16 protein-coding genes are annotated in these 17,825 nt (G+C 38.7%); 9 read left to right on the forward strand and 7 right to left on the reverse strand.

The window, feature by feature from the left end; genetic code table 11:
• Positions 1 to 24 precede the first annotated feature (24 nt).
• Complete coding sequence (recF, locus tag H1R81_RS14385) at positions 25 to 1,131, reverse strand: DNA replication/repair protein RecF (RefSeq protein WP_181841433.1); 1,107 nt, start codon at positions 1,129 to 1,131, stop codon at positions 25 to 27.
• A gap of 122 nt (positions 1,132 to 1,253) precedes the next feature.
• Between recF and H1R81_RS14390 the strand changes: the two genes are divergently transcribed.
• From H1R81_RS14390 to H1R81_RS14415, 6 genes are all read left to right on the forward strand, one after another.
• Positions 1,254 to 2,609 carry a sugar porter family MFS transporter gene (locus H1R81_RS14390; protein ID WP_181841434.1) on the forward strand — a complete coding sequence of 452 codons (1,356 nt, stop codon included), beginning with the start codon at positions 1,254 to 1,256 and terminating at the stop codon, positions 2,607 to 2,609.
• 481 nt (positions 2,610 to 3,090) lie between these two features.
• Complete coding sequence (gene atpD, locus H1R81_RS14395) at positions 3,091 to 4,599, forward strand: F0F1 ATP synthase subunit beta (RefSeq protein ID WP_181841435.1); 1,509 nt, start codon at positions 3,091 to 3,093, stop codon at positions 4,597 to 4,599.
• Between the two features lie 2 nt (positions 4,600 to 4,601).
• Positions 4,602 to 4,844, forward strand: coding sequence for an ATP synthase F1 subunit epsilon (gene atpC, locus H1R81_RS14400; RefSeq protein ID WP_181841436.1), 243 nt, complete (start codon positions 4,602 to 4,604; stop codon positions 4,842 to 4,844).
• Between the two features lie 214 nt (positions 4,845 to 5,058).
• On the forward strand, positions 5,059 to 6,048 hold the full coding sequence (gene moaA, locus H1R81_RS14405; protein ID WP_181841437.1) for a GTP 3',8-cyclase MoaA: 990 nt from the start codon (positions 5,059 to 5,061) through the stop codon (positions 6,046 to 6,048).
• 70 nt (positions 6,049 to 6,118) lie between these two features.
• Positions 6,119 to 6,562: a peptidylprolyl isomerase gene (locus H1R81_RS14410; protein WP_181841438.1), complete on the forward strand. Its 444-nt coding sequence runs from the start codon at positions 6,119 to 6,121 to the stop codon at positions 6,560 to 6,562.
• A gap of 105 nt (positions 6,563 to 6,667) precedes the next feature.
• A complete protein-coding gene (locus H1R81_RS14415; RefSeq protein WP_181841439.1) occupies positions 6,668 to 8,044 on the forward strand; it encodes a protein-disulfide reductase DsbD in 1,377 nt (458 codons plus the stop codon).
• Here H1R81_RS14415 and aat read toward each other — a convergent pair.
• The 5 genes from aat to H1R81_RS14440 form a co-directional block, all read right to left on the reverse strand.
• On the reverse strand, positions 8,034 to 8,651 hold the full coding sequence (gene aat / locus H1R81_RS14420) for a leucyl/phenylalanyl-tRNA--protein transferase (RefSeq protein WP_181841440.1): 618 nt from the start codon (positions 8,649 to 8,651) through the stop codon (positions 8,034 to 8,036). The two genes, H1R81_RS14415 and aat, sit on opposite strands and share 11 nt — an antisense overlap.
• Before the next feature lie 85 nt (positions 8,652 to 8,736).
• Positions 8,737 to 9,753: a toxin-antitoxin system YwqK family antitoxin gene (locus H1R81_RS14425; protein ID WP_181841441.1), complete on the reverse strand. Its 1,017-nt coding sequence runs from the start codon at positions 9,751 to 9,753 to the stop codon at positions 8,737 to 8,739.
• Between the two features lie 180 nt (positions 9,754 to 9,933).
• Positions 9,934 to 10,425: a DUF2911 domain-containing protein gene (locus tag H1R81_RS14430; RefSeq protein ID WP_181841442.1), complete on the reverse strand. Its 492-nt coding sequence runs from the start codon at positions 10,423 to 10,425 to the stop codon at positions 9,934 to 9,936.
• A 78-nt stretch (positions 10,426 to 10,503) separates the two neighbouring features.
• Positions 10,504 to 11,241, reverse strand: coding sequence for an ABC transporter ATP-binding protein (locus H1R81_RS14435; protein ID WP_181841443.1), 738 nt, complete (start codon positions 11,239 to 11,241; stop codon positions 10,504 to 10,506).
• An 81-nt stretch (positions 11,242 to 11,322) separates the two neighbouring features.
• Positions 11,323 to 13,821, reverse strand: coding sequence for a hypothetical protein (locus tag H1R81_RS14440; protein ID WP_181841444.1), 2,499 nt, complete (start codon positions 13,819 to 13,821; stop codon positions 11,323 to 11,325).
• 196 nt (positions 13,822 to 14,017) lie between these two features.
• Between H1R81_RS14440 and H1R81_RS14445 the strand changes: the two genes are divergently transcribed.
• The 3 genes from H1R81_RS14445 (at position 14,018) to H1R81_RS14455 (ending at position 16,775) form a co-directional block, all read left to right on the forward strand.
• Positions 14,018 to 14,677 carry a phosphatidylserine decarboxylase family protein gene (locus H1R81_RS14445; protein ID WP_181841445.1) on the forward strand — a complete coding sequence of 220 codons (660 nt, stop codon included), beginning with the start codon at positions 14,018 to 14,020 and terminating at the stop codon, positions 14,675 to 14,677.
• Positions 14,678 to 14,969: 292 nt separating this feature from the next.
• A complete protein-coding gene (locus tag H1R81_RS14450) occupies positions 14,970 to 16,394 on the forward strand; it encodes a CotH kinase family protein (RefSeq protein ID WP_181841446.1) in 1,425 nt (474 codons plus the stop codon).
• Between the two features lie 30 nt (positions 16,395 to 16,424).
• Entirely contained in the window at positions 16,425 to 16,775 is a 351-nt protein-coding gene (locus H1R81_RS14455; RefSeq protein ID WP_181841447.1) for a YraN family protein, read from the forward strand.
• Here the strand turns inward: H1R81_RS14455 and ruvB are convergent.
• Positions 16,772 to 17,797 carry a Holliday junction branch migration DNA helicase RuvB gene (ruvB, locus tag H1R81_RS14460; RefSeq protein WP_181841448.1) on the reverse strand — a complete coding sequence of 342 codons (1,026 nt, stop codon included), beginning with the start codon at positions 17,795 to 17,797 and terminating at the stop codon, positions 16,772 to 16,774. The genes H1R81_RS14455 and ruvB overlap by 4 nt on opposite strands.
• Positions 17,798 to 17,825: the final 28 nt, after the last annotated feature.

Genomic DNA, 17,825 nt, shown 5'->3' on the forward strand with positions numbered 1-17,825 from the left:
GAATGGAGAACGGAAAAACTACCTTTACGAATTGATAGTTTTATGCTCAGGAGTAATAGTAAAATATTTCACCTCCACCCTTACCTCTTCCAAAATCTTCTGCGTTCTTTCAGGGCGGGCATCTGTAATAAATACCTGTCCGAAAGTATTGTTATTAATGCTTTCAATCAGGCTATGAATTCTTCTGTCGTCCAGTTTGTCGAAAATATCATCTAAGAGTAGAATCGGCTTCACTTCTCTCAGCGTTTCTATCATTTCAAACTGGGCTAAGCGAAGTGCCATGACAAATGACTTCTGCTGACCTTGTGAACCAAATTTTTTGATCGGGTAAGTATCAATCTCAAATATATAATCGTCCTTATGAATGCCTTTCGTGGTGCGTTGTGCTCTTACATCGGTTTGTCTATTTAGACGAAACTCTTGGGGAAACTCACCACTTGCTACCTCCGATTCATAAATAATCTCTACTTCTTCCCGTCCATCACTGATAATTCCATAATGTTTCTTGAATATCGGCAGAAATGTATCTACAAAATTTCTTCTTTGTTTATAGATGCGCAAAGCCAGCTTTACTAAAGGGTCAGAATACGTATCCAGTAAATCCTGGTCGATGAAGTTTCGTTCGGCAAATATTTTTAGCAGACTATTTCTTTGCTCTAAAATGCGGTTGTATTGCTGATAATCATTCAGGTACTCATTATCCATTTGTGAGAGAACCCCATCAAAAAATCGTCGTCTTTCATCACTTCCTTCTTTAATGAGTTCTGTATCGTCGGGGGCAATCAGTACTACCGGAAATTGCCCGATATGCTCGGAAATCCGCTCGTAGGGCTTCTTTTCGTGCATCAGAATTTTGCGCTGACCACGTTGAATAGAGCAGGTAATCTGGTGCGTCCGGTTATTTTTTTTGAAAACCCCATCTATCAGCATAAACTCGGCATCGTGATTGATATTGTGGGCATCCTGATGGTGTATAGAGCTTTTACTGAGTGCAAGAAAATAAATGGAATCAAGCAGATTGGTTTTTCCACTACCATTTTCACCAACAATACAGTTTACTTGTGGAGAGAAAGTATAAGCGGCTTCTTCGTAATTTTTAAAATTAGAGAGATAGATTTTTTCTAAAAACATTCTGCGAGTTTCAATGACCAATATCTAACGCATCGGTTAAAATAACCGTATCACGAAATTACAAAATTTTTCGCGAATTTTTACTTTATTTGTACCCTCACTTTACCTTAACCTATGGATTTATGAACAAAAACACTCTCCTTTATTTCATTGCTGCCGTAGCCGCTACTGGTGGACTATTATTTGGTTTTGATACAGGCGTTATTAACGTGGCACTCCCTTCACTAAGAGCACGTTTCAACCCAAGCCCGGAAACAGAGGGCTGGATTGTGGGTGCTGTATTGACAGGTGGTATGCTCGGGCCATTTATCAGCGGGCCATTAACCGACGTTCTGGGCAGAAAGAAAATCAATATCGTAGCTTCTTTAGTATTTGTGGTAGGCTCAATTATCACGGCTATTGCACCAAGTATTACCTTTCTGATTATAGGCCGTTTATTTTTAGGATTAGCCATTGGTATCGTAGCCTCTACTGTACCATTATATCTGGCCGAAATTGCCCCAACCAATATGCGTGGACAATTGGTAACTTTCTTCCAGTTAGCCATTACATTAGGCATTCTCCTTTCTTATGTAGTAGGTTATTTCTTTGCCGAGCATGAAGATGGCTGGAGAAGCATGTTCTGGGCAGGCTTTGTTCCGGCGGCTATTTTGTTTTTAGGAATGTTGTTTGTACCTGAAAGTCCGCGGTGGTTAATTAGTAAAGGACGTGAGGCTGAGGCATTGGAAGTATTGCATCGCTTACGTGACCCTGAGCAGGCCAAACAAGAACTTGCCAACACCAAAAGAGTTATAGACAACGAGAAACATAATAAAGCAAGCTGGAAAATGCTATTCAGCAAACGCCTGCGTATTCCGTTGTTTATTGCCATTGGCATTTTCTTTATTCAGCAGTTTTCGGGTATCAATGCCATTATCTATTTCTCTACCGATATTTTCAAAAATGTATTCCCTGAGGGTAATACTGCCGCTTTGGCTACAGTGGGGGTTGGAGTAACTAATTCAATCGCTACGGTTTTTGCCATTATGTTTTTAGACAAATGGGGGCGCAAACCTCTGCTTTACACCGGGCTTATCGGTACAGCTATCTGTTTATCAACTGTAGGGTTAGCATTTTTTCTGAAAGACTCCCTGAATCCGAGCTTGCAACAATTTATGTTGGTAGGGGGCGTATATACCTATATTATTTTCTTTGCCATTAGCTTAGGGCCATTAGGTTGGTTGTTGATTTCGGAGATTTACCCTTTGAAAATCAGAGGTTTTGCTTCGAGTATGGGTAGTTTCAACCACTGGGTTTTCGATTTTTGTGTGGCTTATACCTTCCCGATTATGGCTGCTACCTCGTTGGGCACCAATGGTGGTATCTTTGGCATTTATACCGTTGTGGTATTATTAGGACTGCTTTTTGCTAAATTTATCGTTTTTGAAACCAAAGGCATGAGTCTGGAAGATATTGAGGAGAAATGGAAGTATAGTTGATCTCTTGTCCCAACAGAGTCTCCGTGTGCGTTTGCACAAACCACAGTAAGGGTACTCTGTCGATAGAGATACATCTACTTCTAAAAAACCTCAGAGTCCCCTTGCTAAGCATAGGCCTTGCACACGGGAGACTCTGAGGGGACGGAAAAAATGGAAATATAGTTGATTTAAAGGGTGTAACTTTTTTACGTTATATTTTAATTCGGCTTTAATTCTTTTTTATTCAATGGTAGTAAAGACGTATTTATAGCATTCATCGATGGTTTATACGAGAATTTCTCAATTTTTTACCAAAATCATATTTTGCTTTTATTAATAATAATGTCGGGAAACAGGGGGGCTATCTAAAAAAAATACAAAATCCTTGCGTAAGATTTTGCTTTTGCAAATCAGAAGTATTAATTTTGCGTCCCAAAACGGCATGGTATTGTTTTACGTGTCATTTCGTTTTAATCTATCTAAATTTTAAAATACTCCATAAATGGCTAATATTGGTAAAATCTCACAGATTATCGGACCCGTGGTTGACGTGAGCTTTGAGGGTAAAGATTCTTTTATCCCCCCTATTCTTGACGCCTTGTCAGTAGTAAAGGCAAATGGTCAAAAAGTTATCCTTGAAGTACAACAACACCTTGGCGAAGACCGCGTACGTACCATTGCGATGGACGGTACTGAAGGTTTACAACGTGGTATGAACGTTGCACACTTAGGATCACCGATCACTATGCCAACAGGCGATGCTATCAAGGGTCGTTTGTTCAACGTAGTTGGTGAAGCTATTGATGGTTTGGAGCAAGTAACCACTCCGGGTATGTCTATCCACCGCGCGGCACCGAAATTTGAAGAATTAGCAACTTCAACCGAAGTTCTTTTTACTGGTATTAAAGTAATTGACCTCCTTGCCCCTTATGTAAAAGGTGGTAAAATCGGTTTGTTTGGTGGTGCGGGCGTAGGTAAAACCGTATTGATTCAGGAGTTAATTAATAATATTGCTAAAGCTTATGCAGGTCTTTCTGTATTTGCAGGTGTAGGTGAGCGTACACGTGAGGGTAATGACTTACTTCGTGAGATGATTGAATCTGGTATCGTAAAATACGGTGACGCATTCAAACACTCAATGGAAGAAGGTGGCTGGGACTTGAGCGTGGTAGATAAAGAAGCTTTGAAAGATTCACAAGCAACCTTTATCTTCGGTCAGATGAACGAGCCTCCAGGAGCACGTGCACGTGTAGCTTTATCTGGTCTTACAGTTGCTGAGCACTTCCGTGATGGAGATGGCGAAGGCAAAGGTCGTGATATTCTTTTCTTTATCGATAATATCTTCCGCTTTACCCAGGCTGGTTCAGAGGTATCTGCCCTATTAGGTCGTATGCCATCTGCGGTAGGTTACCAACCAACCCTGGCAACTGAAATGGGTAATATGCAAGAGCGTATCGCGTCAACCAAACGTGGCTCAATTACATCAGTACAAGCAGTATATGTACCTGCCGATGACTTGACTGACCCTGCTCCTGCAACAACCTTTACCCACTTAGATGCTACCACGGTATTGAGCCGTAAAATTTCTGAGTTGGGTATCTATCCTGCGGTGGATCCACTTGATTCATCTTCACGTATTCTTTCTGCTGCTGTATTGGGCGATGCTCACTACAACACAGCACAACGTGTAAAAAATATCTTACAACGTTACAAAGAATTACAAGATATCATCGCTATCCTTGGTTTGGAAGAGTTGTCAGAAGAAGATAAACTGGTTGTAGCACGCGCACGTCGTGTACAACGTTTCTTATCTCAACCATTCTTCGTAGCCGAGCAGTTTACAGGTTTGAAAGGTGTATTGGTTGATATTAACGATACAATCAAAGGCTTTAATGCAATTATGGACGGACACCACGACAATCTTCCTGAATCAGCTTTCAACTTAGTTGGAACGATTGAAGATGCTGTTGTGAAAGGCGAAAAATTGATTGCAGAAGCGAACAAACAATAATCATGAATTTAGAAATAATTACCCCCGATAAAAAAGTCTATACTGGCGAAGTAAACTCCGTTTCTTTCCCTGGTAGCGAAGGTCGTTTTCAGGTTTTGAAAGACCATGCTCCTATTGTCAGTACACTTGCCAAAGGTGATTTGGTGATCGAAACAAATGGCAAAAAACAAACATTTGTAGTAGATGGTGGCGTGGTAGAAGTAGTAAAAAACAAAATTCTGGTACTTGCCGAGGCAGTAGCTTAATTTTCAATATAGCATTCAAAGAGGCGTGGACACCCATGCCTCTTTTGTTTTTTATAGGATTGTGAGTAATTTTACTGAAAAATTTGTTATTATTCTTGAACTATGATTTATCTGATTGATTTGATTTTAATGATTTTTTATTGTTATCATTAAAGTTCTTTATCAGTGTAATCCATAAATCAGGTAAATCATAGTTCAAGACACCATTCCCATCATGCTCATAGACAATCATGGCAGGCCCATCAATTATCTGAGGTTAGCAGTTACAGACCGCTGTAATCTGCGATGCTTTTACTGTATGCCCGAAGAAGGTATTCAGTATCTGCCGAAACCTCATTTGTTGAGCTATGAAGAAATGATTCGGTTAGTGAGTATTCTGGCAGAAATGGGTATCAGCAAAGTACGCATTACCGGAGGTGAGCCTTTTCTAAGAAGAGATATTATGCCTTTTCTCTGGAAATTATCAGAGATTGAGGGAATCAATAAAATCAATATCACAACTAATGGTGTATTAACCGCACCCTTGGTTCCTGAATTGAAAAAGCTGGGCGTCAGCTCGGTAAATCTTAGTTTGGATTCACTTGACCGCCAACGTTTTTTTGAAATAACCCGTCGGGATGAGTTTCATAAAGTCTGGGAAACATTAGAGACGCTCTTAGCACATGATATTCCTGTAAAAATCAATACGGTAGTCATGTCGGGCAAGAACGATGAAGATATTTTGTCAATGGTAGAACTGGCAAGAGAGCAGAATGTATCTGTACGATTTATTGAAGAAATGCCTTTTAATGGCGCGGGCCTCCGCCCTGACCAGATTCAGGATTTCTGGAGTTATGGCAGGATTATGGATTTAATCCGCTCGGTTTATCCTGAAATCTATCGATTGCAAGACGAGCCTAATTCTACTTCATACAATTACCAGATTCCGAACTTTAAAGGCAGCATTGGCGTTATTGCTGCTTTCAGCCGCACTTTTTGCGGCACCTGTAATCGTATCAGGGTAACACCTACGGGTGTTTTTAAAACCTGCCTATATGATGATGGCGTTTTTAATATACGTGATATGATGCGTCAGAAACTTTCTGATGAGCAAATTAAGTTATTAATTAGTGAAGCCCTCCAAAGCCGTGCTTTAGATGGCTTTGAAGCCGAAAGAAACCGCAAAAATCTGGTTTCAGAGTCTATGACTACCATAGGTGGTTAGATTATTCGAAAAAATTTATTCCATATAATTCTTAAATTTTCAAACGGGTCGCCGTAACGAAAACAAACACATGTTAAAAGCTGAAATGATTACCGATAAGGGAACAATGCTTATCGAATTTTACGAACAAGATGCTCCTATAGCCGTCAATAATTTTGTAACACTTGCTAAAAAAGGATTTTACGATGGCTTGAAATTCCACCGTGTTATTCCTGATTTCATGATTCAAGGAGGAGACCCAACCGGAACAGGGGCAGGTGGCCCAGGATATACAATTGAGTGTGAGTTAACCGGAAATAATCAGTATCACGACAAAGGCGTGCTTTCAATGGCGCACAGAGGTCGTAATACAGGAGGTTCGCAGTTCTTTATCTGCCACAACCGCTCTAATACGGCTCACCTTGACCGTAACCATACTTGTTTCGGCAAAGTAGTTGAAGGTCTTGAGGTAGTTGATGCTATCCGTCAGGGAGATAAAATTCAAAAAATCAACATTACTGAAACAGAGGCATAATATTTGTAAAAGTTTTGTTAAAAGCTGCCTGAGATGAAATTTTTCAGGCAGTTTTTTGTTTAATTAGAACAAAGGGGTTATTCTTACCCAACAACAAACTACTCTATGCAAGAAAGTACTACATTGATTGGATTTCTATTGACTGCGTTCTTAGCAGGCTTCGCTTCTATCTTCATGCCGTGTATTTATCCGATTATGCCTATGACGGTTAGTTTCTTTACGAAACAATCGCAAGGTACAGGCAAAGCTACATTTTATGGTTTATCTATTATGTTTGTCTTTGCTATTATAGGTTTGGTGGCTACTCTTTTTGGCGCTCCATTCCTTAATTTCATCAGTACACACTGGATTCCCAATCTTATATTCTTTGTTATTTTCGTCATTTTTGGTATTTCACTTTTAGGGGCATTTGAGATTGTGTTACCGCATAATATGGTAAACAACATCGACAGAATGTCTGAAAAAGGTGGTTTTTTAGGTATTTTCTTTATGGCGCTTACTTTGGTAGTGGTTTCTTTCTCATGTACAGCACCATTTGTAGGTTCTTTACTGATTCTTGCAGCTAAAGGCGAAGTGTGGAGGCCACTCTGGGGTATGTTAGCCTTTGGACTACCTTTTGCCGTAGTTTTTACTTCATTGGCCATGTTTCCGCAATGGTTGAAAAGCCTGCCAAAATCAGGTGGTTGGATGAATGAAATGAAAGCCGTTTTCGGGATTTTAGAATTTGCTTTAGCTTTGAAGTTTCTAAGTAATATTGATTTAACTTATCATTTCAATCTTATTTCACGCAATCTTTTCTTAGGTATATGGATAGTTATTTTTGCAGCTATCGGTTTATATATTTTAGGTGTTATCCGTTTACCTAAAGATAATAAGGTTACGAAATATAGTGTGCAGAGAGTTGTTTTTGCGCTTCTGTTTTTTGTATTTACAGGTTATATGGCATCAGGATTTGTAAAGGGGAGAGAATTAAGCCTTTTATCGGGTTTATTGCCTCCTAAAACGCTAAGTACGGCCGTGGCTGACGGTTCTAAGCTTCGTGCCCTTCCGCACGATTTACAGGGCTTTTATGACTATGATGATGCTCTGGCCTATGCCAAAGAAGTAAACAAGCCTATTTTTATTGATTTCACGGGTTATGCCTGCGCCAATTGCCGTAAGATGGAAGAGAATGTATGGCCAAAACCAGAGGTCTTAGAAAGACTTAAAAACGAATTCGTAATTGCCTCTCTGTACGTTGATGATAAAAAGGTTTTACCAAAAGAAAAACAATACACCTCGAAGTACGACGAGGAATTGAAAGAAACCATTGGCGATAAAAACATGGATCTTGAAATTACCAAGTATAACAACAATGCCCAGCCTTACTATGTCATTGAAGATACCAAAGGTAAACTGATTGTGAAACAAGCGATTGGGTATAGTTCAAAAGAAGACTTTATTAAGTTCTTAGACGAAGGAATCAATAACTTTAAGAAGTAAAAAAGTGTTCAATTGCTGATTCTACCATTCTTGCTTTACGGCTTGTGGCTTTTTTCAGCTTTCTCATATAGTCAGCCTTTCCAATTTCTATAGCACCGAAACGACGCACATTATCGTTGATGAATTGAGTATCTAATAGTTCAAACTTCTGCTTTTTTAATAATTCCATCAGATAATTAAACGCTACTTTTGAGGCGTTTGGCTCGGTGTAAAACATTGACTCACCAAAAAAGGCCGCTCCAATAGATACCCCGTATAAACCACCTACCAAACGGTTATCTTTATAGGCTTCTATGCTATGAGCAAAGCCAATCTGATGCAGACTTGTATAGGCATCTATGATTTCTTCTGAAATCCAGGTCTCTTCCGAGTCTCTGCGTGGTTTAGAACACGCCTCCATTACTGCTCTGAAATTATGGTTTAAGCGAACTTCAAAAAGGTTTTTATTAATTACTGGTCTGAGAGATTTGGGTGGTTTGTAAGTATCAATAGGTATAATAGCACGTGGGTCAGGAGAGTACCAGTAAAGTGTACCATCAGTATCGGCCATCGGGAAAATCCCGTTCATATAGCCATAAATTAAATCATCAGCGGATAGTGTCGTCATCTCTTTGCTTAGCAAGCATACTAACAAAGATAAGAAAAAAAATGAGAAAAACTATGGAAATCTGACATTTATTCAGCCGGAATTCTTAGTTTTTCTTTACCTTGGGCGATTCAAAAATCATCTTGCCACGCTCATCATATTCTCTTATTACATACGATTCAAAACCTGTATCAAAACAATCTCTGCCATACTGTACTTCTTTTTTGCGCCGATTTCCGGTAGGATAATACTCTACCCATTGCCCTACTTTTACACTATCATCCATCATTCCATGCTCTGCCAATGTACCGCTCTCATTAAACAAAAAGTATTCGCCTGTTACTTTATCATAGTTTCGTGGAAGCACTTCTTTTATTTTCTTCTGCGATTCATCATAATAGCTGATATCTGCATCGCGTGCAAAGCCCTTTTCGTAGTATTCTTTATTAAGCAGATTATTATTTTTATCGTATAATTCCCAGCGCCCATGTTTCGTACCCATATAATACCATCCCTCTTCTATCAGCAAATCACCCAAATACTTTTTATAGGGCCCATGCATCAAGTCATTTCTTTCTTTATCCCGACCTATTCCCTCTACAATTCTGTTAGCCCTGTGGTCAAACCAATATAAATGACGGCTATACAAATCAGGTTGTTTGTATTCTCTTAGTGTATAAAATTCACTATAAGTCAACCTACTACCACTACCTTGACGTAGAATCTGTTTTTCTACTCTCAAACCTTCATAATCACGGCCATTAAATTCTTTTTTGAGGCTTTTCAGCTCTTTCTTTACTTTTTTATACCCTTTTGCGATTTTTAACCCCAGATCTGGTAAAGTTTCAGTAGCAAATTTCTTCGCATCTTCAGGGTTTGAAATATTAAGATTCGGTGAGGATAATGAACCATCTTTAGCTCCTAAATTAGAAGAAACGCCACCGGAAGCAGAAGCTCCTGCCGACAGTTTAGGGCCACCACTTACCTGAACAGCATCTTTTATAATATCTTTCGCCTTTCTTTTTTTTGCAGTCGGAACCGAGCTGGGAGGCGAAGTTTGTGCCACAGCTTCAAAGCCTGTCAGAAGGCCTGTACTTAATATAATTATTGGTAGAAATCTCATTATTAATAAACACCTTTCTCTTCTTTATACAAACGCCCATTGTCTGAAAAAATTTCAATCTTTTTCAGGACTTCATGATTTTATGTAAAAATAACATCTTTCATGCCAGATTCTTGCATAAAGGCACAAAAAAAGCAGAAGCACATGCCTCTGCTTTTTATCACTACACTTACCTAAACCCTAAAACTCCATGGGAACACTCACGCTTGTGGTATCCCAGGCGATGGTTAAAACCTTATCATCAGTAGTGATTGTTAGCTTTTCGACCGGAGTTGATAATGTTTTAGTAGGTACTGTTACTTCTGCCACGTTTTTGTCTTTGATTTTCTCGTAGCCATAAGCACCCCATTGTTTCAACTCACTGTTTAATATGATTGTCCACTCTTTTTCTCCTAATTTAGAGAAAAGTGTATAAGTACCTGCTTTTACTGGCTTGCCACCAAATTTACCGTCTTTGGCAAAAGTGATTTCCGTTGCTTCATCTGCACCTGTTCTCCACACTGTTCCAAATTTTTCTAAGCCTCCAAAAATTACACGTCCTTTCTTTGATGGTTGTCCATAACTTACTTTCACGTTTTTACTTTCAGCTGTCACATGTGGACTTGCTTTTTGAGCAAAAACTAATGAAGTAATCGAAAATAAGAATGAGAGTAGTAATACTGTTTTTTTCATAGTAAAAAGTTAAATTAGTTATGGTATATGGATATTAACGAAAAACTATTGTGTTTAGTTTAAACACCCTGTTAAAAATTATTCTTTGGTCTTTTCTGCAAATAATTTTGCCATTTCCCGAGGATTGGTTGGTGTCGGATTAATCTTGTCAGACTCTACAAGACCGTCTCTCAAACGCACAATTCTATGAGAATACTTGGCAATATCCTCTTCGTGAGTTACCATTACAATTGTATTGCCTTTTGAGTACAATTGGTCAAATAGCTCCATTATTTCATAAGAGGTCTTAGTATCTAAATTACCGGTAGGTTCATCGGCCAATAAGATACTTGGGTCGTTTACTAAAGCTCTGGCTATAGCTACACGCTGGCGTTGACCACCCGACAATTCATTAGGTTTATGGTGCGCTCTGTTTTCTAAGCCTACATTTTTGAGGGTTTGCATGGCTTTCTCTGTACGCTGAGATTTGGTATAACCTGCATAAATAAGTGGTAAAGCTACATTTTCTAAAGCAGATTGACGAGGCAAAAGGTTGAATGTCTGAAAAACGAAACCTATTTCTTTGTTTCTTACGTCAGCCAGTTCGTTCTCACTCATACTACTCACATCCTGATTATTTAATACGTAACGCCCCCCTGTTGGTGAGTCTAAGCACCCGATGATATTCATAAGTGTGGATTTCCCCGAACCAGATGGCCCCATAAACGCCACATATTCTCCTTTGTTTACTGAAATGGTAACTGACTTTAAAGCATCAATTATTTCGCTACCCATAATGTAGCGCTTAGAAATATTGGTAGTCTCAATTATTTTCATTAGTAATTATGAATGAGTGAGTACATGAGTGTATGGGGCATTTAGGTGCTACCCCACTATTTCAAATTCAAATATATTTCATCATTCAAAACCAACCTTGTTTTTTTCCATCAATGCTTTTTGGGCTTGATAGGTGGAAAGAAACGCTTGATAATCGGTAGGGCTGCTTAAAGCGTGTAGTTTTTCAAGCCCTTCTTCAGCATAGTTTTCTACCCCTACTTTTAACGATTGCAATATGTACATTTTCAATAATGCCGTGCTATTGTCATTGACCTGTAAAGCCTTGAAAATAAGGTTGTAGGCTTCATTCGGTTTTTTCAGTTTTGAATTATAAAAATCTACCGTTTTGCTGATAAGAACCGGGTTTAGCGGACTTATCGCTAAGGCCTTATCGTAATCAGCTTTGGCTTTAACATTTTTCAACAGCTCTTCTGCCTGTGCCTGCTGATATTCAGGAACACTCATTATATAATCTTGTTTTTGTAAAACTTCAGCAGATGCTTTGTCTCCGGCCCTTGTCAGATGTACAATAGCTTTATCGACAACTCCTTGCTGTAAATACCACATCCCTACAACCTGATTATACAATGGTTTTTTTCTGGTTGAGTCATTGGCAAGGACCGTCAGTCTTTTTAAACCTTCTATCTTATCTTCTCGATAATAATTCTGCGAGGCAATGGCAAATTCCAGATCCTCATAAAAACTCTCATTCCCTGTTTTTTGTTGAATCTTTTGTAAATCTATGCTTGAAAAGGGTATATTTGCCAAAGCTGCTGTAGTAAGGTTATAAATCAACGCAAATTGGCTGACATTCAATATTGAATCGCTTCCCGGTTTTATAATCCATGCATTGAAATCATTTTTTTCGTTATTCAATGCCGATAGATTGGCTAAAAGGCTCATTGAGGCATTTGTTGTTTGTCCACGTGCATTCTTCAGACCATTTTCTTTATTATACTTTAATTGGTATGCCAGCAAATTAGCCTCGGCCAAATCGCAATCTGTACAGTTTTCTTTAGCCCGGTTCAGATAATAAAATGTTGAGTCAGTTACCTTGGTTTTTTCATACAACCAGGCCAGATTGGTTAATAACTGCTGACTCTCCGGGAACTTACGCACACCTTCCTGCAGGGTAAATAGCGCATCAAAAAACATATCCTTTTCCTGCAAAATCTTGCTTAATCCAGCATAAGCAAAAGGGCTTGGGTTTTTCTCCAGAGAATTTTTCAGAAAAGCCCCTGTATTATCCTTATCATTTGCTTCCATTGCCAGTGTAGCCAGTGCGTAGTTAGACTTATGGTTGCGAATATCATTATGTGTAGCCTCTTTATAAAAGGCCTCAGCGTAAGAGAGGTCATTAGTTGCTTTATAAAAATCTGCTATCTGATTATAATATCCTGCCTTAGCCTCATAATATACATAAAAGGTTTTTAATGAAAACAGCGTAACCACACCGACTAATGCGCCTAAACGAAATAATGAAAGTTCTAAAAACTGCGGGCGATACAAAATCCGGTGAATTGGGAGCCCTTTTTGTAAGGCTTGTATAAAATTAAGTATCACATACAAGAAAAAAGCAAAGCCCATTGTCAGATGTACGACTACTATAAAACTCTCAAAAGCATCAATTAACGGATCATTGCCTGTGGCGTAGGCAAGGCCGATAGTTGCTGATGCAATAATAGCCAGACCCGCATACAACCATACACCAATGGTTCTGAAATTGAAATGAGCAGACTCATCGGCAATATTTCTGAAACCCCATACCCCTAAAACAGTTGAAATAACATATAAAACAAGCGGGCTTATGGCAAGGATATTCCAGTCGATGTATTTATGTTTCTCTAAAAACATCAAGAGAATATTCAGCAGATAGATACTCGAAATAATGAGAAATTGATTTAGTGAGCTTTTGCCTCTGATACCTGAGTTTGAGATAACCCAAACCAGTGATGCCACAATTTCATGTGCAATTAACAGTATAAACAGCACTGTAAAGACAATTGCCGATAAAAAGCTATAAGAGGCAATAGCCAAAAAAGGATGACTTATCTTTGAAAAATACTGAATAACCCCAATCAAAACGGTATTCAATAAAAGAAACCATGAAAATCGTTGAATGAAACTGGTTTTGATAGCAAAATTATTGAAGTAGAAAGCTAATCCGGCAACTACAGCGAAAGCTATCAGAAAACCTGTTTGATTTGTAAGGTTGAAAACATTCTCTAATCTGAAAGTAATCAATACTCCTGCTAAAGCTACCATACCCCCTAAAAACCAGTAACGAGGTAAAGCACAAAAAGCAGACATTAGCAGATTAAGCCCTATTACAAAAAAAACCAGAAAAACATAGGTTGCCCAGGTATTGGTTTGCATTATCGAAGCTAAAAAACGCTCTTTTACTAAATAGTTATTCCCATGAACAGTATATTTTAGCTGTCCGTCTGAGAAACTATCGGTAATGGTCGGAATTTCATCTAATTCGCTGAGGGTATCCCAATGAATTACATTTTCAAGACCTTGATACTTATAAACTCCTAACAGTGCTAACGATAGCAGTAAAGCGATTAAAATACACAAACATATTAACTTTTCTGTTTTAGACCAATTTTGCCAAAAAACTAAACGATACATAGACGATTAGAAAGTTTTCCACGTGAAACACCCACTTATCCACAGGTTATTCACACATCATGATAAATATTTGAGCCGTGAAGATAACGCAAAATCTTTGCGTTGATTATATTTGTGCTTTTAAAAAACCAGCAGACTGACAATGACACTACACAAAGAGGGTACAGGAACCATTTCTCTAACAATTATCGGCTTAGTAATTCTTAATGGATTAATACGGTACTTCTTGCCAGACAATGCCCTTGTGCATGCTATACTCTTGGGTGTAAGTATCGTTTTACTGATTATCGTTCTTCAATTTTTCCGTAAGCCTACCCGCCGGACAACCATTCATTCCAAACACGTCATTGCTCCTGCTGACGGCAAAGTGGTGGTGATTGAAGAGGTGGTAGAAACTGAATATTTCAACGGCCCTCGCAGACAGGTATCTATCTTTATGTCGCCTATTAATGTCCATATCAATTTTAACCCTATTTCTGGTATTGTTTCTTACTTTAAATATCATGCCGGGAAATACCTGGTAGCCTGGCATCCTAAGTCGAGCACAGATAACGAAAGAACAACCATTGTAGTAAAACATGAGAATGGCACAGAAGTACTTTTCCGCCAGATAGCCGGGGCTTTGGCTCGTCGTTTATGCTGGTATGTAAAAGAAGGACAAAAAGTAGAGCAGGGCACCGAATTCGGCTTTATTAAATTCGGGTCAAGAATTGATATTTTCTTACCTCTTGATGCTAAAATTCTGGTTAATATTGACGACCGCCCGGTAGGCGGAGAAACCGTGATTGCCGAACTGGCCTGATTAAATCATTTTAATATTTACTATATTTTCTTTCTTAACTGAATCTATCATCTACCTAATGCCAATTATTCTGGTTAAGATATAGCTTTCAATTATACCTTATCCGGGTTTATTCGGCTCAATGCCCGCTATCTTTTTTAAATCAGAAAATACGTTTTACTGATTTTCTGAGAATTAACTCCTCTTCCAAAATATTTAGGTTATTTATTCATCCATTGATGCCTTGAAATTATTAAATTGAGGCTTCGTTTTATGATAAACATTATTTTTTATCTAAAAAATATACCAAACAATGGCTGCCTGTCGACTAAACAAGTTTTACAAATTATTGGTGCTCGCCTCTTTAAGCGTAGTAGTAATTATTTCCTGCTCAAAAGAAGATATAATTACTCCCATAAAATCTGCTGTTCCGAATGATGCCTTACCCAATATAAAAGTGAGAGGCAATGAAAATTATCTGAAGCAAACCTCTGATTATATTTATGACCAGGAAAAAATTAAAACTTTTGAACTGATTATTCCAAGAGATGACCTGGCAAAAATAGATGACAATCCTACCCTGGAAGAATATGTAGAAGGTGCTTTGGTATTTGAGGGCGACACCATCAGCCCGGTTGGAGTGCGATATAAGGGTTCGGTTGGAGCTTTTGCCGGCTGTTTATCAGACCCCGACTGGGGACACCCTGCAGGACGAAAAGTTTGTGAAAAGCTAAGCATGCAAATAAAAATCAACTGGAATGGTCGAAAAGAGCGTTTTTTCGACCTGAACAAACTGCAATTTCACGCACAAAATTATGATAAATCGCAGCTCCGTGAACGCCTGGCGTATTGGCTTTTTGGTCAGATGGGTGTCCCGTCCCCTCGCACAGTTCATGCCAGGCTAATTATTAACAAAAAATATTCGGGTCTCTACGGTCTTGTAGAAGAAATTGATAATCGCTTTGCTGAATATTTTTATACGGAGGGAAAAGGGAATATTTACAAGGAAGTATGGCCGATAAAGCCGACTGGTGAAATTCAGCCTGATAAGGCTTTTATAGACGCCCTGAAAACCAATGAGGAAGAGCAGAATATCAGCCTGATCAAAGAATTTGGCCAGGCGATTGTAGCTTCTAATTCTTCAAATACTAAAGACGTGGTAAGAAAATATATGCAAATCAATGAACTACTTTCATATATTGTGGTAGATAGAGCCATCAGGCATGACGATGGCCCGTTTCATTGGTATTGTAGTGATGAAACAGTTAATTCTTGTTTCAACCATAATTATTATTGGTTTGAAGACAAAAAAAACAAAAGAATGCACCTTATTCCGTGGGATATGGATGGTGCTTTTGAGCAGGTACTACTCACCTCTAATCCATATACTGGTATGGCAGATAAATTAGGAGAAATATCGAATAACTGTATGCCTTTTAATTTTGGAGCAGGTCGAAGGCAACGTTCTGCTTCTTGCGACAAGCTAACGGCTGCATGGCTAAGTTTTGGACAAGAATATAATAGTATAAAAAATGACTTTCTGAATAATTTTATAAAAAATGACAAAATACTTTTCCAGTTAGATACCTGGGCAAAACAGATTGAACCGTTTATTATTGAGGCTGATGCGATTCATAATAAAGGTATTGAGAGAGAAACAAGTAAAAAAACAACTACTGTTATTGTTTGGGAAAATGCGAGAAATGCGTTAAGAAGCCAGGTAAAAGGTATTTTATAATTTTTTTAATCTGTTACACTCTAAACCCCGATGGCTCAGCATAACGATACCGGAAATAAAGCAGAAGAAATGGCTGCGACATTTCTTCTAAAGAAAGGATATAGTATTCTTGACAGAAACTATGTATTTGGAAAAGGCGAAATAGATATTATTGCGTTGAAAGACAACTGGCTGGTTTTTATAGAAGTACGAGCCCGCTCAGAAGTTGTTTATGGTTTTCCTGAGCAAACCATCTCTAAAGCCAAAGCCAGTCTTATCATGAAAACAGCGGAAAACTATATTTATCAGAAAGACTGGCGCGGCAAAATCCGTTTTGATATTATAGCCATTGTTGTCGGTCAAAACTTTGAAATCCGGCAATTTGAAGATGTATTCTTCTAAAACAACTCTCCCATTCTGTACTTGGGAAGGATATTCAGGTGCTTATATGCCTTTTCAGTAGCCTCTCTTCCGCGTGAAGTGCGTTTCAGATAGCCTTCTTGTATCAGAAATGGCTCATAAACCTCTTCTATGGTTTCAGCCTCTTCTCCTACTGCCGTTGCAATAGTTGATAAACCTACGGGGCCGCCTTTAAATTTCTCAATAATGGTTTGCAGAATACGGTTATCCATTTCGTCCAGGCCATCCTGATCAACATCGAGGGCAGTTAGAGCTATTTCTGCAATCTCTAAAGTAATTTTCCCATTGCCTTTTACTTGTGCAAAATCACGGGTACGTCTCAGCAGGTTATTGGCGATACGCGGCGTACCGCGGCTTCGGCGCGCTATTTCAAAAGCCCCTTCATCGCTGATAGGTGTATTTAATATGTAAGAAGAGCGTTTGATAATCTTAGAAAGTAATTCGGCATCATAATATTCCAGACGCGAATTAATCCCGAATCTGGCACGAAGCGGCGAGGTCAATAAACCCGCACGGGTGGTTGCGCCAATCAGTGTGAAGGGATTCAGACTAATCTGTACGCTTCGGGCATTAGGGCCGGAATCAAGCATGATGTCTATCTTGTAGTCTTCCATAGCTGAGTAAAGATACTCTTCCACTATTGGGTTCAAACGATGGATTTCATCAATAAACAGTACATCAAATGTTTCAAGATTAGTTAGCAAACCAGCCAGATCACTCGGTTTGTCTAAAACCGGGCCAGATGTTATTTTAATATTGGTACCTAACTCATTAGAAATAATGTGCGAGAGTGTCGTTTTCCCTAAGCCTGGAGGGCCATGCAACAATACATGGTCGAGAGCCTCTTTTCTTTGTTTAGCCGCTAAAACAAAGATTTTAAGATTTTCAAGAATTTTATCCTGTCCTGTAAAGTCGTCAAACGAAAGAGGTCGAAGGGCTTTTTCTATTTCTTTTTCAATGGGCGATAGTCCATCGCTATCTCCTTTTATATAATCTTGTCGCATGAAATCTATGAGAAACCTCTCTTTTTAT

This window comes from Emticicia sp. BO119 (assembly GCF_013912375.1).
Classification (GTDB): Bacteria; Bacteroidota; Bacteroidia; order Cytophagales; family Spirosomataceae; genus Emticicia.